Annotated in this window: 13 protein-coding genes, 3 tRNA genes and 2 pseudogenes; 9 read left to right on the top strand and 9 right to left on the bottom strand. The window is 46.2% G+C overall.

Translation table 11 applies throughout. From position 1 onward, the window contains the following. Position 1: 1 nt before the first annotated feature. Positions 2-1,471 carry a CHAT domain-containing protein gene (locus H6F56_RS21575; RefSeq protein WP_242032116.1) on the bottom strand — a complete coding sequence of 490 codons (1,470 nt, stop codon included), beginning with the start codon at positions 1,469-1,471 and terminating at the stop codon, positions 2-4. A 393-nt stretch (positions 1,472-1,864) separates the two neighbouring features. On the opposite strand from H6F56_RS21575, the gene H6F56_RS21580 reads away from it, so the two are divergent. Continuing rightward, the gene (locus H6F56_RS21580) at positions 1,865-2,527 is read left to right on the top strand and encodes a DUF3318 domain-containing protein (protein ID WP_190672583.1); all 663 of its coding nucleotides are present in this window, start codon (positions 1,865-1,867) and stop codon (positions 2,525-2,527) included. Between the two features lie 163 nt (positions 2,528-2,690). Here H6F56_RS21580 and H6F56_RS21585 read toward each other — a convergent pair whose 3' ends face one another. From H6F56_RS21585 to H6F56_RS21600, 5 genes and pseudogenes are all read right to left on the bottom strand, one after another. After that, positions 2,691-3,530 (bottom strand): 7-carboxy-7-deazaguanine synthase QueE, encoded by an 840-nt coding sequence (locus H6F56_RS21585; RefSeq protein ID WP_190672586.1) that lies wholly within the window; start codon positions 3,528-3,530, stop codon positions 2,691-2,693. A gap of 74 nt (positions 3,531-3,604) precedes the next feature. Next, entirely contained in the window at positions 3,605-5,017 is a 1,413-nt protein-coding gene (locus H6F56_RS21590) for an amidase (RefSeq protein WP_190672589.1), read from the bottom strand. Between the two features lie 125 nt (positions 5,018-5,142). Next, positions 5,143-5,328, bottom strand: a complete 186-nt coding sequence (locus H6F56_RS27395; protein WP_416361005.1) for a HepT-like ribonuclease domain-containing protein — start codon at positions 5,326-5,328, stop codon at positions 5,143-5,145. Between the two features lie 306 nt (positions 5,329-5,634). Beyond that, positions 5,635-5,846: pseudogene (locus H6F56_RS21595) on the bottom strand (transposase); the annotation flags it as partial. Between the two features lie 63 nt (positions 5,847-5,909). Next, positions 5,910-6,098 carry a hypothetical protein gene (locus H6F56_RS21600; protein WP_190672592.1) on the bottom strand — a complete coding sequence of 63 codons (189 nt, stop codon included), beginning with the start codon at positions 6,096-6,098 and terminating at the stop codon, positions 5,910-5,912. Positions 6,099-6,180: 82 nt separating this feature from the next. Here H6F56_RS21600 and H6F56_RS21605 point away from each other — a divergent pair, with 82 nt between their 5' ends. Both H6F56_RS21605 and H6F56_RS21610 read left to right on the top strand, forming a co-directional pair. Further along, complete coding sequence (locus H6F56_RS21605) at positions 6,181-8,235, top strand: hypothetical protein (RefSeq protein ID WP_190672595.1); 2,055 nt, start codon at positions 6,181-6,183, stop codon at positions 8,233-8,235. Next, positions 8,219-9,928 carry a hypothetical protein gene (locus H6F56_RS21610; RefSeq protein ID WP_190672598.1) on the top strand — a complete coding sequence of 570 codons (1,710 nt, stop codon included), beginning with the start codon at positions 8,219-8,221 and terminating at the stop codon, positions 9,926-9,928. Before H6F56_RS21605 ends, H6F56_RS21610 begins: the two co-directional genes overlap by 17 nt. Positions 9,929-9,935: 7 nt before the next feature. Here H6F56_RS21610 and H6F56_RS21615 read toward each other — a convergent pair. Further along, a pseudogene (locus H6F56_RS21615) lies at positions 9,936-10,219 on the bottom strand (IS701 family transposase); the annotation flags it as partial. 355 nt (positions 10,220-10,574) lie between these two features. Next, entirely contained in the window at positions 10,575-11,402 is an 828-nt protein-coding gene (gene map / locus H6F56_RS21620) for a type I methionyl aminopeptidase (RefSeq protein ID WP_190672601.1), read from the bottom strand. A gap of 504 nt (positions 11,403-11,906) precedes the next feature. Between map and H6F56_RS21625 the strand changes: the two genes are divergently transcribed. The 3 genes from H6F56_RS21625 (at position 11,907) to H6F56_RS21635 (ending at position 13,387) form a co-directional block, all read left to right on the top strand. Beyond that, positions 11,907-13,034 carry a hemolysin family protein gene (locus H6F56_RS21625; RefSeq protein WP_323799341.1) on the top strand — a complete coding sequence of 376 codons (1,128 nt, stop codon included), beginning with the start codon at positions 11,907-11,909 and terminating at the stop codon, positions 13,032-13,034. Positions 13,035-13,174: 140 nt separating this feature from the next. Then, a tRNA-Tyr gene (locus H6F56_RS21630) sits at positions 13,175-13,259 on the top strand. Positions 13,260-13,315: 56 nt separating this feature from the next. After that, positions 13,316-13,387 (top strand) — tRNA-Thr (locus H6F56_RS21635). Between the two features lie 166 nt (positions 13,388-13,553). Here the strand turns inward: H6F56_RS21635 and H6F56_RS21640 are convergent. After that, positions 13,554-13,627: transfer RNA gene (locus tag H6F56_RS21640), tRNA-Arg, on the bottom strand. Positions 13,628-14,011: 384 nt separating this feature from the next. Between H6F56_RS21640 and H6F56_RS21645 the strand changes: the two genes are divergently transcribed. The 3 genes from H6F56_RS21645 to H6F56_RS21655 all read left to right on the top strand — a co-directional run bounded on the left by H6F56_RS21645 (position 14,012) and on the right by H6F56_RS21655 (position 16,980). Beyond that, positions 14,012-14,689 carry an Npun_F0813 family protein gene (locus tag H6F56_RS21645; protein ID WP_190672603.1) on the top strand — a complete coding sequence of 226 codons (678 nt, stop codon included), beginning with the start codon at positions 14,012-14,014 and terminating at the stop codon, positions 14,687-14,689. A 143-nt stretch (positions 14,690-14,832) separates the two neighbouring features. Further along, positions 14,833-15,903: a hypothetical protein gene (locus tag H6F56_RS21650; protein ID WP_190672606.1), complete on the top strand. Its 1,071-nt coding sequence runs from the start codon at positions 14,833-14,835 to the stop codon at positions 15,901-15,903. 180 nt (positions 15,904-16,083) lie between these two features. Then, positions 16,084-16,980, top strand: coding sequence for a transposase (locus tag H6F56_RS21655; RefSeq protein WP_190672609.1), 897 nt, complete (start codon positions 16,084-16,086; stop codon positions 16,978-16,980). Positions 16,981-16,992: the final 12 nt, after the last annotated feature.

Here is a 16,992-nt window from a genome sequence, read left to right on the forward strand (position 1 = left end):
CTTACCAAGGGCTGCCAATCATCATAAAGGCTCCCCAATAAAAAGGATGGGATAAATTTTGAGTTTCAAGGGCTTTCAATTCTGCCGGCAGAGGCAAACTCCAGGTTGATCCCTGTAGGTTGCCATTTTCTACGCGGACTTTTCCTTGAATCATGGCAATTTGAGCTTCACGAAGCGCCTCGGCTTTAATCGGTGCTGTTTGTAGATGCTGATAAAACTCACTCATTAACGCTAAAGTGCCGGTATCGCTAACATACCACAGACTCGCTAGCGCTGATTTAACGCCACTTTGAACGGCTAAGCCCCCAAAACTTAACTCGGCTTTATCATCCCCGAAAGCAGTTTTACAAGCACTCAGCACAAGCAAATTAACCGGAGGATTATTCCAACCCAGCCCTCTCATTTTATCGAGTGTTAACTTACTATCCCAAAACTGAATAAACGAGTTACTTGGTTGCCCTGGTTTGAACTCTGCATGAGTGGCGAGGTGCACAATCAGAAAAGGCTGCTCCCGGCGTTGAGATTGTAAGTTTTCTAGCGTGAATGTTTGGTTTAAAAAAGATTGACCAGTTCCCACTTGTTCTGTAATATTAGACAATTCCACCGGCACAGCCGGCAAGGGTGTGAGTTCTTGAAATTCTGAAGCCCCCATTGCTAGAACTCGTGAATTTTGAATATTTTGATAAACTGGATCTATTAATTTGAAAGCAGGAATTCGGGTGAAACTATATTTTTCTACTAAAAACTGTTTTCCATCGTGCAACGCTCCATAAGGAATCGCGCTTAAGTGTTTACCCAAGCATAATAGTAGGGTATCTATTCCTTGACTTTCTAATTCTGATTCTAAGGGCGCAATCATCCATTCATAGAGTTGCTGAGCAGCCGGCAAATAAGAACTCCTGCGTGTTTCTGCTAGATTTGCTGTAGTATTGCGAAACTCTTTAACGACCTTCAGCAGTGCTTCTTGATTGGCTTCTGGTAAGGTTTTACGAATTAATTTACCATTGGGAGTAACTAGCAAAAGTTCTAGCTGCTCTTTGGTAGACGTTATATAAATGAGAGCCGACTTTAGTTGAGATTGCTTTTCAACTTCTGACAAAACACCGGCTATCTTATCTGCCGTCATTACCTCATCAGAGAAATTGATTCCCCAATAACCTTCATAGACATTTTCCCAGTGCTTTTCTAATTGCTGCACTGTCTCAGCTAAGTTCATGACCTTAAACAGTATTGGCAAGTTATTGCTCCAATTAATCTCAATTTCTGAGAAACTTTTCTTTGGAGTAATAATCGGATCTGCGCTGCCGACAGCCAAGACAGACGATTGTGCCGACACTAAACAAGGGAAAAGCAACCCAACAAAACTAAACAGTAAAAAATATTTACGCAAACCCTTTGCCTTGCGACAATTGCCTTCTTCAGCGCCTTTTGCCTTGAGGTATTGGCTAATCCATCTCGCTGTTAATTTCATGGCTCTCACTAAGGCTAAACTACCTTAATTGATTTAGAGTTCTGTGGCTGTAGTTTAACAAAAGTATTCGTCCGATTACCGGCTCATCGCAAATTTCCAGTCAATCGCGGCGATTTGACTCAACTGTCTTGGTTTCAACTACAACAAAAGCCTATTGAACACTTCAAGCCGGCTTGCCGCGCCTCCCTCACAGACAAGCCCAGCACAGAGGTAAAATTTTTATTAAGGAAAGGCGCACATCCCCGGCAGAGGTAAAACGAGTGCCGGATACTTATCTGTACAATAACGGGCGGCAAGCTCTCGCCTTTGCCGGCAATAATATTCGGTGAAGTTTTACAATACTTCAAAGGACAAGGCTTGTTTTCTATTTGAAACCTCCTAGGGCTGGATTCTATGACATCTTATGCAACCTCCACGGCTAAAGCCGAAATGAATGAACTCCGGCGCTTGAAAGGCTTACTGCCGCCGGAATTGCAAAGTTGGGTCATGGTAGAGAAAACCACTGAGATCAATCCCCCTCTGCTGCGATCCGAAGAAATTGGCAAAGATCAGGTGGAGATTCAGATTGACCTAATTCGCTGGGAGCAACTGGCCCTCGATCAGCGAAATTTGTTGTTTTGGCATGAAGTGGCCAGAATTCAAAATGACACGATTCCCAAAGAGGGATGGGAAATGGCAGCGCTCGCTATTGGCATGGGGGGTGCTGTGGGCGAACTCTGGGTTCAGGATGGGTTGCTGCTGGTGTTAGCTTTGGCCCTATGTGGGGTAGCCGGCTACCGGCTGTATGAAAAAAATAATGGCGATAAGCAACTTACTGAAGCAATTGATGCTGATGAAAAAGCCATTGCACTCGCCACTCGCTTCGGTTATTCCCTCCCCAATGCCTACAAAAGCTTAGGCAGCGCTTTAAAAGCCTTGATCGAGCAAACCCCTAAAAAGCGGGTACGTTCTAAATATGAGGCGCGGTTACAAGCTCTCAAACGCAGTGCCAACAAAGCGAAAACCAAAGCCAAATCTGGTCGCGAACCCAACATACAATCCGAGAGTATTTATTAAGAGTGCTGAGTGCTGAGTAGAGAGGGGAAGAGTGAGGGCTTAGGAGTGGGGGAGAGTGGAAGAGTGGGAGAGCATTCTCTATTATTTATTAACCATTCCCCATGCCCCATGCCCCATGCCCCATTCTCCAACACCTCCCAAATCATCTAAGGTTCTAATAAAATTACAATTGCCCCAGCATTTTATGTGTTTGCGGCACAACGCGAACGTGCTTGAGCCGGCACTTCATCAACGCCTGCCATTCCAGCACTTGTTCTGGGGAAGGCGGCGAGAATAAAGCCACGCTTTTGCCTTGATCTTTGCCTAGCGCCGTCACCGGCTGCAAAAACACCGGCACTTCAGGATTCACCCCTGCCACTAACTCAGCCGTCTTTTCTAACTCGGCTGGGTCAGTTTGATGGGAAATAATTATCTTGACAAATACTTCAACTTGTGAAGCATGACATAACTGTAAAAACTCTGCGTGAGCGGGCCAGTGAGATTCCCCACTGACGCTGGGCAGCTTGATGTCCATGCCCACCAAGTCCAAATTGGGCAAAATCATCGCCAACTGTTCTGGACGGTGTCCCCCTGTTTCCAGATAAATCGGTAAGCCGGTTGCAGCTCGAACTTGGGGCAAAAATTCTACCAAGAAAGGGGCATGAAGCAGCGGTTCCCCGCCGGTAATGCTGATGCTGTCGTGAAGTCCCGGTTGATTTTGCCGGCTCACCCATTCCAGCAAAGTTGCCATCTCTACCGGATTTGAATGAGTTTCAAAGTCACGCAGGCCGGCTGTTCGCTCAATTTGACAGGTTGCCGGTGCGTGCCAAGTATGGGCGCTATCGCAAAACCGGCAGCGCAGATCGCAAATCGCAAAGCGAATAAAAAGTTGGCGAGTGCCCACATTTAGCCCCTCTCCTTGGATCGCGGAAAAGACTTCAATCAGCCTTGCCGTGGGATATGGGGAGAGGGGGAGAGAAGGAGAGGTGGAAAAAACGGGTTGTTGATTTTTGTCGAGCTGCACGATTATGACAAGAATAGCTAGGGACTGAGGACTCAGAACTCAAAACTGGGCATGGGGCATGGGGCGCTGAAAACTCAGGCTTGCTGGGCAAAAGCAGGCCGGTGTTCGCGCCAAGGTTTCGCGGCTTCAATTTGAGCGGCTAAAGCCAAGAGCGTGGTTTCTGCTGCCGGCCTACCGATGAGTTGGACGCCCACCGGCATCCCTGCACTATCGAAACCGGCAGGGATGGCGATCGCCGGTTGCCCCGTCGCGTTGAAAGCTGGACAGGGGGCAACCCATTGAATCACCTTGTGCATGGTTTCTTCTGGCGTCAGATTGGCCCATTCGCCGACGCGGATGGTAGGAGACATATAAACCGGCAGCACCAATACGTCAAAGTTCTCAAAAAATCCGACAATTCGCCGGGCAATCATTTGCATTTGCGCCACAGCCCGCAAATACTGGCCGGCTGTACAGGTATGTTCTAGCAGCCAGCGATTCATCGGTTCTAACAATTCCGGGGGAACCCCAGAGGCACCCACACCGGCTTGCCAAACCACTGTAAACGGTTCAATTAAGCCGGCGAAATCCGGGCATCCCTCGCTGACACTGTGACCCATTTCTTCAAGTAATTGGACGGTATCTAACACAGCTTGACCACAGATGGGCGCAGTGTCACCCACAGGTGCAAGCGTCGTAGAAAAAGCGATTCGTAACGAATCCAGCCGGTCTTGGGTGGCTGCTAAAAACGAGGTTTCTGGCTTTGACAACCAGTAGGGATCGCCAGTGACGTAGCCTGAAACAACATCAAGGAAGGCGGCAGCATCAGCAACCGTGCGGGTTAAAGGGCCACTCGTGGCAATCCCGCTTTGATAATCGCCTACCGGCGCACTGGATATCCGTCCTCGTGAGGGTTTCAGCCCGACGATTCCGCAGCAATGGGCAGGGCCACGAATAGAACCTCCGCCATCAGAACCTTGGGCGATGGGGGACAAACCGGCTGCCACAGCTGCTGCGGCACCCCCGCTAGAACCGCCTGGGGTGTAATCGAGGTTCCAAGGATTACGGGCTGGGGAAAAGCCTTGGGGTTCTGTATAAGGCATTGTTCCTAACTGGGCTGTAGCGGTTTTGCCCAGAATCGTAAAGCCGGCCTGCTTAATCTTTGTTACGACGTTGTCATCATGGGCCGCTACCTGACTCCGCAGTGCTGCTGTGCCGTAACTACAAGGGACGTCGGCAACTGGGTTGAGGTCTTTAACGGAAATGGGTACGCCAAAGAAGGCCGGCAGTTCTGAAGAGTCTCCGAATTTGGCAAGATATTCTGTTTTAATTTTGGCATCAGTAAGGGCGAGGTCTGCGGTAACTGTGAAGTAGCTACCTAGTTGGCTGTCAAGCCGTTCTATGCGTTTGAGATAAAGTTCGACTAATTCCACCGGCGATACTTGTTTGCTGCGGATTAGCTGGGCTTGTTCGAGTGCCGGTGTAAACGCTAATTCTTCCTGATTCATAATTAATTCTTTATATTTGTAACTTTCTAATAGGAGCTATGGGTGTGAATACTGAAATCCTACCTTGCTTGAGTAATTTTTTCACCCTAGGATGCCGGTTCAATCGAGGCAAGCCGGTTGTTTAACTACACGATTGCGCCAGCGACTAAAAAATTTAGGTAAATTTTCTTTTTTCTGGGAGTGAGAAAGTTCTCAGTTTTCCAATACTCATGGATTAACTTCTCTCGCATTTCAGCTCTAATTTTCCACTGTATCTTTGGATACTTGCTTCTCAGCGATTTGCTTATATTTTTAACAGTCTCTTCAATAATTTCTCAAGTCGGCCTTACGACAAATATTTTTATTAATACTTTTAAACTTTTCAAAACCTGTTTGTAACCGTCAATTAAGCGATTTTTTGTTTCTTGTTCGTCTTAATAACTTCAGTCGCTGCCTTAATTTATCGATAAAACTAAACCCGCTGCAACCAAGTTTTTTTTGTATTATTAATTACAAATTAGCTTAACACTGGCTCATCCCCATAGGCAGCAGACCTATCCGAATAGCTTATCTGCCCCCGTACCACCCGATTCGCCGATGCTGCCGGTAGCGAAGAGTACGTCCTTATTTTGATGGAGCCACTCCACAAAACGATAAGATTGCACTACCTGGAAATCGCCAAATCGCGTCGGCAAGTCACGCCAAGGAATGCCTGCCCGATAGCGATACAGCACACTTCGACAAACAATCGATTGTCTTTGGCCGTCGCACCCACCGTTCTTTCTCGTCCAGCTAACAAGTCTTTGAGCCGCTCCCAATGGTCATCGCGCAGGACATACCGTCGTGTCATTGCTCAGCCTTTTCTTCTCACTCTTGCTCTAGCTTATCTAATTGATGACACGTCCTAGGTGAACTAAGCTGGAATTATATCGGTGCTGCCGTGACGCATGGCATTCAAGTAGCCAGCGTGAAGGGAAGCTGTCCCGTAGGGAATCGCTTTGCCGTTGAGGTTGGCGGTTACAGCAACAAATTGAGGTTTTGCAAGCGTTGCTGGAGAAGTTAGGAGGGATATGACGGTGAATAAGCGCTCGCATCCCTTCATCCTGTCCAGTGTGAGCGCCACCAGCAATTGCACGCTGTAAAAAAGAAACTCAATTAGTGGCTTGAATACTACTGTAAACCGTATGAACTCTTACTCACAGAAAATTCAACAAGACAACCCCACTGCACACGCTGCTCTGCAACGGGTAGCTGCAAAAATTTATGAAGAAGCTTCAAACAGTATTCAGTTAGATCAAGGTGATGGAATAGGAGTAGAAGAAGCTATTGGACTTGGATTTCTATCACAGGAGGAAGAGAAGCTATTTTTCCCAAATCCAGAAATCCTCAAAGATTACTTGGTTCATCATGCTGCAAGCCTTATGGAGAGAGCTTGGTCTAACGTAGAGGAATTAGTAGACATTCACAAAAAGACTGAAAGGTTAAGTCTACGAGTCAGTAGTGTGAACAATCTAGAGAATGAAGTTTTGCTTATGCTTGCTCAAGAATACGGCAAAGACTTAGCTGAATGCGTAGTTGAAGCATCAGTACTGCGAAACTCCGAAAAATCAAGATATTCCTTTCAAGGATTATACAACTGTTTCTGGGAAATTCTTCCTCAGCTTGACGTTGAAGCTGAAGCAATCATCTCCGTACTTGATGCTATGGGTGTCGATTTTGATGAAGGAAATTTTGCAATATACGCAGCTATTGAAGAAATTTCTGCAAGAGGAAGGGATATTGCCGATACCCTCTACAACTCACTGATGTCTCGCGCCAGTATGCCTGCTGCTGGGCTGATTTTCAACACCTTAAAAGCAATAGCAATAACAGATCTTCCAGAAGCGCATAAACGAGCGTTAGCTCTTTCCGACCGAGTAGAACTTATTCTTCGTAGAGTGGGAATTCGAGCTTTGGGTAACTTTAACTATGAAAACGATGAGTCAAAAACGCTCTTACGCTCAACATTAAATAGATTTCAGATATTACGGTCGGCTTCCAATCCTGAAACTGACGCGATGTTGGTTATGTCTTATGAATATTTGGTAAAACATACAGATGAAGTACAGAGTATATTTGCTGAACTTGTAGTAGATTCTAATCCCGTTATTTGGAAGACCGCATTATCTTCTCTCTTTCAATTAGCTAGACAGGCATATACTCAGGAATGGTATCAACAAGCTCTAATGAGGCTGATTGAAGCACAGAGCTTCTCTTTAGAAGAACTCAGGACGCTCGATCACTGCATAGAGCAATATATAAAGGCTCAACCAGACTTTGCGTTACAGCTAGTTGAAGCAATAGCAGCCCACTGGTATTTCGAGCATCATGAGGGCAATGAGCGATTAGTCGAAGGACTAAATCAAATCTTTTATGGATTGAGGAATTTACAGCGCAAAACTTTGATATTTTCATTTACTCGATGGGTCGCTTCAAGAGAACAGTATCTACATTTTATCGCCTTTGAGCTTAATAATTATTTCACTTCTATTCCTGTTAAAGTAGGTGACAGACTTGAGAGAGCTAAAAATCCGACACTTGTGTTAAGTAAGGAGGTGCTAGATACGCTCGACGAGGAAACCACAAGCTTCGCCTTATGTCGAATCGTGGGCTATGTCATAGATGCTTTTTCTCTATGTGCCCTCCTTTTATCAGCTCTACAGCGAGAGCCTGCCTCTCAACTAATTATCGATCTGGTAACAAACTTACTTACTAGTTACGTCCTCTTCAACTATCCTGGTGAAGCTGGAGAGTACCTTAAGGACAGAGCCAAAGCAGACGACGTAACCGAAATTGAGACAAAAGTCATTCAGGAAGCCTTATCCCAGTCTCAAAGTTATTTGGAGAATCGCACTAAACTATCACGCCTTAGAGAGTTTCAACCTTCTAGCCAAAGAACCTATCTATACAGATTGGCAAAATGGAAGCAGCAGAAGGGAATTATAGAACAGGTGGAAGAGCAGTCAATATTGAAAATCATCCCCTCGGTTTTATTCCTGTATGGTAAGGCTACAGCGATGGAACGAGACGGACAGTTTACAGATCCTACACCTTTTGTTCCAATTTCAGCATCCACCGAAATACCACAAGGCGAATTGATTGACCCTGTTGGGCAAGCTTATCTGCGTAGGCAGTGGCAATATGCTGGGCTATCAACAACAGACAAGGAAACAGATCAACAAAATGAAACTAGTCATTAGAGAGTATCTAAGTATGTTGAAGGAGTCAGGAGAACTAGATGTTCTTCTCCCAGATCTCCTACTCGCAATGGGAATTGAGCCATTGAGTAAAGCTCAGGTTGGCGTAAGACAATATGGGGTTGATATTGCTGCTAGAGGATTAGATCCAGATAATGAAATTGACAAGCTGTTTTTACTCACAGTTAAGAAAGGTGATTTATCTCGTCAAAATTGGGATGATGGGAAACAAGCTCTACGTCCTTCTCTGAATGAAATTCTGGAGGTTTATTTGAATCGGTGTATTGATGAAGAACATAGGAATTTACCAAAGAAAATCATTGTTTGTTGTAATGGCGATATCAAGCAGGATGTTGAGCCAAACTGGCAAGGCTACAAAGCAAACCATACAAAATTTGGAGAAATAGAGTTTGATTTTTGGGGTGCGGACAAGCTCGCACTTCTAATTGAAACATATCTTTTCGATGAATATCTTTTTACAGAACAATCCCGCAAGTATCTTCGGAAAACAATTGCACTAGCAGATCAAAATGAAGAAGCACCCCAATATTTTTATGCACTGATAGAAGATACTCTTTGGGGAAGAGATATTTCAAATGAAAATGCAGCTAAAGTGAATAAAGAACGTAGTAAAGCTTTAGCTGCTCTCAACTTAAGTCTTAACATAGTTTTCCATTGGTGTTCGGAAGCGGATAACTTAAGACCTGCTTTACTTTGTGCCGAAAGAACTATCCTCCGCACCTGGGAATGGTTAAGCAAAAATAATCTCTTCAACAAGTCTACAGTTTTGAAGAAGTACCATCAGCTTTTCGCTACATATTTGAATATTTTGAAGGCATTTGCAAAGAAACTTCAACCTTACTGCTTTGTCGAAAATGGCTTATTCGGTTATGCTGAAGCAGAAGAAATAGAATATCCTCTCCGCACGTTTGAAGTTATAGGTATTTTAGGAACTCTGGGTATTGCACTTTGGAATTTAGCTGTAGTTTCTCAGGATAAGCAGATAAGAGAAAGCTACGCAACGGAGATTAAAGCTATTGCTCAAATGCTTGATGCCTTGATAGCAAATAATCCTTCTGCTTTCACACCTCGATATGATAGTCATTGTAATGACATTACTCTCGGCTTAATTTTACTAATATTGGGAGAATATCTAGATAGTGCTAAGTTTTGGCTTGACAAGCTTAGCATTAGTATTGTTCGCGCTTACAAACTCGGTCGTTGTTTTCCCATCCATACAAATTCCTACGATGATCTGATTGCCATGACGGTTGGGGAAGCTCCACCAAAGGATCAATTAACCAGAGCTTCAACAATCATACCTATGCTTGCTGACTGGTACGTTATCCTGAATTTGCCAGATGAGTATCAGGAATTTCAAAATCATGTCAACAAGACATTTTCACACACCAATTTCATGTTGTGGTTTCCAGATGAAAATACTGATAAATTTTTCTATAGCACTAATGCAGGGTACGAGAGTGGAGTAAGTATTGCTCTTTCTTTGAATCAGTCAATTAATGATGTGAAACAGAGAATTCTTAGATTGCGTGAAGACAGGCAGAAAGTTTATGAGCAAATATCCTGTATAGCTTACCGTTGCTTTTCTCTGGCAGCTATTGCAAGTCGCCACTTTCGGACACCAGTTATTCCATGTTTATGGCATCAGTTTCTGCAAGAAGATAACGGGACTTAAACAGAAATCAAGCCCAAATGAACCCTAAAACCTTTTTAAAAGCGAAGAATACGTCCTTATTTTGATAGAGCCACTCCACAAAACGATAAGACATGGCTGTGCGAAACGCTTGTAATGCCTCAGCAAGGTGTTTAAAGGTTTATTAGCCCAACGCCTTCTTAATCCTCCCATTTTGGTGTGCCAAAAAATAAATGTATAGGCACAAAACACTAGAATGAAATTTCCCATTAGGCTTCTAGAATCTCTGACTTGATATTCAGACAGCCCTAACCATTCTTTATAGTTCCTAAACTCTCTTTTTTGAGCTTGATGCCTCCAGACATCATTAGACCTTGGCACCATTTTTCAAAGCAAGGTGGCATGGCGGCGGGAGTTGTCTCTTTCATGAGTCAATCTCGAACGTAAAATCTCTTCTATGTCTAGATTAGACCGGAATTTACTCTCACTTTTCGTTTAAGTCCCGTTAAGACTGATTTGGAGAATTGGAAATCATGCAATTGAAGCCAATCAATCAGCAATCAGGAATGCTTAATTTTTTCTAACTTTTTCATCCTAAAAACTGCTTACTCAAAAACAATAAAAGACGTTGCCGGCAACGTCTCTAATGCTTATTTTATCTGACGAAACGCAGGTAAAGCGCGACTGATTAAACTTTCGTTCGATCTGTCAAAATCTCATAACCGTCCTCAGTCACCAGTACCGTATGCTCGAATTGAGCGGATAGAGCATTATCTACAGTGACTGCCGTCCATTTATCACTTAAAATTTTAGTGAATCGAGAACCGGCATTTAAAATGGGTTCAATGGCTAATGTCATGCCGGCGCGAAGCTTAACATTTGGCATCTCGCGAGTACGGAAATTGAACACCGAGGGTTCTTCATGTAGATTTCGTCCCACACCATGCCCGGTGAAATCTTCCACAACACAAAAGCTATTTGCCTTCACATGGTCTTCAATGGCACCAGCAATGTCAAGCAAGTAGTTGCCGGCTTTCACTTGTTCAATGCCTTTATAAAGCGCTTCCTCAGCCACCCGAATTAACTTAGCCGCATCTGGTGTTACTTCAACTACGCCGATCGTAATGCAGGAATCTCCATGAAAGCCTTCGTAATAAGCGCCGGTGTCTACTTTCAACACATCGCCGGCACGAATCACCTTTTTCCGGCTAGGAATTCCATGTACTACTTCATTATTAATACTTGAGCAAATCGAGGCGGGAAATCCGTGATAGCCTTTAAAACTAGGAGTCGCGCCCATTTCACGAATCCGCTTTTCTGCGTGAGCATCCAAATCAGCCGTCGTCATTCCAGGCTCAACCATCTCAGAAATTTCTTTGAGTACGGTTGCCACAATCCTCGCCGCCTGCCGCATAATTTCAATTTCGCGCTGCGACTTAATCTCAACGCCACGGCGCTGCTTTTTCACACGGGGAGGTTGGGAGGATGGGGAAAGAAGATTGCCAAGAATGTTCATATTACCGATATGTGGCTAGGGGTGAGGGTTCAACCGAACTCAGGAATTGTCAGCCCAACACTGAAGGGATGAGCCGCTGCGCTAGATACCGAATTAATGGGAAACAATTGCTGCCGACTTGCCAGCTATTTAGCTGTTTAAACCAATGAATTCAGTAGTCTTTAACTAAGTTAACAGATCCAGGTGACTTCCTCCCTGTATCCAGCTAACGACAGCCAGAAATGCCCCCGGCTCATTTTGTTGTGACGATAATTTATCGCCTGCCGGCGCAAACAGTGCTACAATTATGAGCTAAACATTGTTAAAATATGCCACTCCCAGTATTTTGAATCTCTATGAGGGATTCAAATAGGATTGGAACTAGCCGTCGTGGCATTCAGACAATCTTTTCCCCTATTAAGCTTTGTTCATAACACTCAACCTATCTGAATTAAAGCCAAAGGATATGCTTTCACAACCTGTGCGAAGCAGACGCAGGCAGCAGCCGCGCTACCCGGAGGTTTGGTGATTTCTCAACCGATTCAGTCATACATTGTAGCCGTTGCTGAGATTGGCCCGGTCTTGGGAAGTGTTTGGCTCGACATTGGCATACTGGTATTGATGCTGGTGCTTTCGGCCCTTTTCTCAGGTTCTGAAACGGCTATTACAGCCCTTGACAACCTCAAACTCAGGGCGCTGATTCAAGAGGAAGGAGATCCTAAGCGGCTGTTTCGGCTGGTGCTAGAAAAGCGGGGCCGGTTTATCACCACGCTTTTGGTGGGCAATAATCTCGTCAATAATTTTTCTGCAGTTCTCACCAGCAATCTATTTGCTCTGTGGCTAGGCAATGCCGGCTTGGGAATTGCCACTGCGGTTGTGACGTTTCTCGTGCTGATCTTTGGGGAAGTTACGCCAAAATCCCTGGCTATCAATAATGTGATGCCGATCTTTAGGATCGTCGTTCGCCCCATTTACTGGCTTTCGATTATTCTTAGCCCGCTGATTTATCTGTTTGAAAGCATTGTTCAGGTCGTCATCCGTTTGTTTCAAGGGGGAGCGGTGCCGCAAAGAGAGTCCTTGCAAGACTTGCAGCTGATGATTGAGATTTTAGGCGGCCAGGGCCAGCTAGATTTGCACCAACACCAGTTGTTGAATAAAGCGTTAATGCTCGACCGGCTCAGTGCGCGTGAGCTTGTCAAACCTCGGATTGAGATGCGAACCATTTCCCACGAGGCGACGCTACAAGATGTCGTGGATTTATGCTTAGAAACCGGCTTTTCTCGCATTCCAGTGCAAGAGGAGTCAAAGGATCAAATTGTGGGCATTGTTCACCTCAAGCGGGCGCTGCAGCATCTCACCGCTTTGCACAAAGAAGGCGCTGGCAACGGACGTGTGACAGAAACAATGGACCCGCCGGTTTATGTCCCTGAAACGAAGCGCGTGGCTGATTTGCTTAAGGAGATGTTGCAACAGCGCCTGCACATTGCGATTGTGGTGGATGAATACGGGGGCACTGTGGGGTTGCTGACCCTTGAGGATATTCTCGAAGAACTCGTGGGCGAAATTTACGATGAAAGTGATTTTCCGGTTTGGGCACGTCTAGTCAGAAAGGCTGGGACTGCCGGCACTCCCTCTCGATTTGGCCGGGGGTAAGTGTAGATATCCTTTCCTGGCTAGCGATAAGCGAACCGCAAGGCTGCCACAGCCTGGATTTCAGCGGCTCGAATCAAATTTCAAAAAAAAGCTTGGTATTTCTGAATTGTTGTGCTAGGATTAGTTTCCGTGGGTAGAGAGGGTCGGTGCCCGAGCGGTTAATGGGGGCGGACTGTAAATCCGCTGGCTACGCCTACGCTGGTTCAAATCCAGCCCGGCCCACCACGAAAATTTTAGATTTTAGATTTGAGATGACTCATCAAAAATCCAAAATCCTCCTTGCCCGTGTAGCTCAGTGGTAGAGCACACCCTTGGTAAGGGTGAGGTCATGAGTTCAATCCTCATCACGGGCTTTTAAATAAAAGAATGGATAAGGGTTCTGGCGGTTATAAACCATCAGAACCCTTAAATTATTGTAAGTGTGGGGATTTGGCCGGTTGATAGCGCTCAGCCGCGAGTTGTGCAGCCGGCAGGAAGGACAAAACTTTAGCGCGTTTTCAGATTTAAAAATTGTTGAAGCCCCCCAGGTAGGACTTGAACCTACGACTCTCGGTTTAGAAAACCGATGCTCTATCCGGCTGAGCTACTGGAGGAAAGTTGTACGGGTGTGCCGGCATAGCCGAATACCACCAAGCAAGGGACGGAGTGATAAGAGCCTCAGACCATCTAGTATGATAAGGCAATTAGCTCTGTTTAAGCTATGAGCTTAGGGTATCAAAATTGTATCTGGGCTAGCCGGCTAGAAGCAAGCTAACAAGACAGACTTGACCCTTGGACTATGAGGTGCAACTCGCTTTAGGATAAATGTACACTAAAAACCAGATAATAAAGCATGCATTAAGATAGGGTGTTAATCAACGCGAAGGCGACTCGGCTAACTCCCTAATCAGGCATTCTGCAAATCGAGACCGTCGCTGAGTGATGATCGTGTACTCTCACAGCACCCCCGGCTCTGACAGGACTTAATTGGCATTGTCATGTTTATTCTGAAACGGCAGGATGTTGATATCTCTAGTATTCAGCACCCCAAAACGGGCCAGCAGGTTCCCATTCTCAATTATCAGGGGCAGACCTTTCGCTTAATCAGCGTGTTCAGCGCCAAGCAGGAGGAAGAAGCCAAAGCTTTCTGGCGGGATCTGACAGATAACCGTGGGAAAGCGTGTGTGCTGCTCGAAGAGCCAGATCGATACAGTGTCTGGGGCAAAATCCGCATCGATCAGCTGAATGAAGAAGGTGGTGGTGGCGGCAGCAGTGTCGCGGTCGCTCCATTTTTTATTCAAGCGAGCCTATTACTATTGCAGGCAATTTACTTTGACGTAGAAGACTTGCTGGGTCCAAGACAAGCCAGCTCATTCCAGAAAGACATCACGGATGTGTTTCGGCAGTGGAAATTCCCCCAAACCGACTCGGCAAATGCAATCAATCAATTGCTGACTCAAGATCCCCTAGAGAGTACCCAGATGCCCTCGTGGCAGGAGCATCACCTTAATACCCTCTTGCAAGAACTGCATCGCTTGGGCAAGGGGTACTTCGGTAACGCTAGCTTTACAGAGCGAGTCATTGACGCGCTTCAAGATATGCCCGACAGTGAGCGCAAGCAGTTTATCAGCTGGTTGAACCAATCGCGCCTCGGCCAGTTGTGGGCGACAGGTTAAAGAATGGTTTACAATTTCGCCGCAGCCCACCGAGATATGCGACGCTGGATGACAGACGGGAGTTGAGATATTTATAAGCCGGTCAATTCGCATCTACCCAGTTGTTAGCAACAAAATTGCTAGTTAGACCTCTTGAGACCCCTATGAGCAGCACATCAGAAAAATCATCGACTTCTCAATCCTTCCTCTCAGCCCAGACGATCGTCATGGCGGGGATTGTCTGGGCTGTTTTATCCCTGTTGTTTTTTCTACTGTTTAGCGTTCCCCCCAAGGGCCAAGATCTGCCGTTTTGGTATGTAATTGGGACTTACGTTTTTGAATTGGGCGCACAACTGGCAGCAGCTTTACTGTGTTTGAGAAATTGGCGCAGCCCTCAAATTGTCAGCGGGCGGAATGTCTGGCTGGGGATTGGTTTGGGCGTGTTGTCATACTTAATCGGGAACTTGCTGTTTGGGTGCTGGGAAGTGGTGTGGGGTCTTGATCCCGATGTGTCCCTTGGGGATGTATTTTATATTGCCGCATACTTTTTACTGGCGTGGGGGATGATTTTAGCTGTGATCTCCAGACGGCTGAATTTGGAAATTTGGCAGTGGGCGGTGCTGGCGGCAATTGCGGCGGGTGGGATTGCTTTAGCGGTATGGGTGGCTACCCCCACCAACAAAATCACACCGGCAGGGGTAATAAACCCGGCGGCAACTGAGCAAGTGGCCACATCGGTTGCCCCGACAGCAAAGGCTCCCAAAGCGCCGGCGATCAAGCCGGGTTCTAAACCTGTTGCCAAGGCACCCGCGAAGCCGGCTGTTACCGAGGAAGCGGAAGAAGCGGAGGAAGCGGAGGAAGCGGAGGAAGCAACTGCCGCACCGTCATGGGTTCAAGCACTCGACAAGCAACTCGAACCGTATGCTTATCCGGTGAATTTGTTTTACATCATTGGCGATGTCTTCCTGCTAATTATTGCCACAGCCCTGCTGCTAGCCTTCTGGGGCGGTCGCTTTTCTAATTCTTGGCGGATGATCGCTGCCGCTACTTTTTCGCTCTACATTGCGGATATGTGGTTTAAATACGCCGAGACTCGGATTCAAGGCGAGTACCAAAGCGGCAGCCTTCTAGAAGTATTTTTTGTGTTCATGGGCGTCTTGTTTGGCATTGGTGCTGTTTTGGAACATGACATCTCCACCCGCTCTCGCCGGCCTGGACGCAAACAGCGCGGATAGTCATTTGTCAGCAGGTAAGGGTGGGTGCGTGCCGGTTAATTTCGGTTTCCACCATTACAATCTGACAAAACCGCCCTTAGCGCTCTTTGAGCATTAATCACCAATGACCCTCAGCGCCTCTAAAATAGAAGTGGCCAACTTATCTCTCAGCAGTTTCGCTCTTTTGCGTGGCTTAGCGGCATGACTCCTAGAAAATTATCCGATTCTGATAAACGTGAGATTCTCGATCAATACCGGCAGCCAGGAGAAACCACTGTCACCTTGGCGAATCGCTATGGGGTGAGTAACTCGACGATTAGCCGCATCCTCAAAAGCAGCTTTTCGGATGAAGAATACAAAGAACTCGTTCAGCACAAGCGCTCTGCAAATAGCGCCAGTAACGTGCCAGATGCTGCCGAGGTTGAGGAAGTTGAAGAGCCGGTGGAGTTAGAAATAGAAGCCGCACCTTCATTGCCAGTTCCGAAAGTTCGCCGCCGGCACCGAACCTCTGAGGCTACAGAGGCAGACACTCAAGCCATCGCCCAGAATGCAATCCAACTGGAATTGTTACAGAATTTAGACTTGGTGAATCATTCCACTGTCGAGTCACTGGACAAACAGTCGGAAGCCGAGGTGAAAGTCCTTGAGGAAATGCTGGGGGAAGAGATTCTAGATCAGGAGGACTTCTCAGATTTAGATGAGGATGACGATGATTTAGACGATTACAACGGGGATGACCTTGATGATGATGATATGCCACTGCCGCAGCGGAAAGTGCGGCCAACAGGCATCATTCAAGTCTTGCCCTTGTCGGAAGCGACGCTTCCCAAAACTTGCTATTTAGTCGTAGATCGGGCGGCAGAACTGATTACTCGACCCCTGAGAGACTTTGGCGATTTGGGGGAAATTCCCACCTTAGAGATTCAGCAAAAAACGCTGCCGGTTTTTGACAATCACCGGGTTGCCCGCCGGTTTTCTAATCGCAGCCAGCGGGTGGTGAAGGTTCCTGATGGCAGAATGTTGCAAAAAACAAGTTCTTACCTACAAGCGAAAGGAATCACGCGCCTGCTGATTGACGGTCAGGTTTATTCCCTGTAGAGGTCAAGAAAC

Origin of the sequence: Microcoleus sp. FACHB-672, from assembly GCF_014695725.1 — a bacterium.
Taxonomy (GTDB): Bacteria; Cyanobacteriota; Cyanobacteriia; order Cyanobacteriales; family Oscillatoriaceae; genus FACHB-68.

Excerpts from the sequence above, each read along its gene's own strand:
- H6F56_RS21645 (WP_190672603.1), top strand. The coding sequence starts at position 14,012 with ATGTTTATTCTGAAACGGCAGGATGTTGATATCTCTAGTATTCAGCAC.
- H6F56_RS21655 (WP_190672609.1), top strand. The coding sequence starts at position 16,084 with ATGACTCCTAGAAAATTATCCGATTCTGATAAACGTGAGATTCTCGAT.
- H6F56_RS21650 (WP_190672606.1), top strand. The coding sequence starts at position 14,833 with ATGAGCAGCACATCAGAAAAATCATCGACTTCTCAATCCTTCCTCTCA.
- H6F56_RS21600 (WP_190672592.1), bottom strand. The coding sequence starts at position 6,098 with ATGAAGGGATGCGAGCGCTTATTCACCGTCATATCCCTCCTAACTTCT.
- H6F56_RS21610 (WP_190672598.1), top strand. The coding sequence starts at position 8,219 with ATGAAACTAGTCATTAGAGAGTATCTAAGTATGTTGAAGGAGTCAGGA.
- H6F56_RS21590 (WP_190672589.1), bottom strand. The coding sequence starts at position 5,017 with ATGAATCAGGAAGAATTAGCGTTTACACCGGCACTCGAACAAGCCCAG.
- H6F56_RS21605 (WP_190672595.1), top strand. The coding sequence starts at position 6,181 with ATGAACTCTTACTCACAGAAAATTCAACAAGACAACCCCACTGCACAC.
- H6F56_RS21575 (WP_242032116.1), bottom strand. The coding sequence starts at position 1,471 with ATGAAATTAACAGCGAGATGGATTAGCCAATACCTCAAGGCAAAAGGC.
- map (WP_190672601.1), bottom strand. The coding sequence starts at position 11,402 with ATGAACATTCTTGGCAATCTTCTTTCCCCATCCTCCCAACCTCCCCGT.
- H6F56_RS21580 (WP_190672583.1), top strand. The coding sequence starts at position 1,865 with ATGACATCTTATGCAACCTCCACGGCTAAAGCCGAAATGAATGAACTC.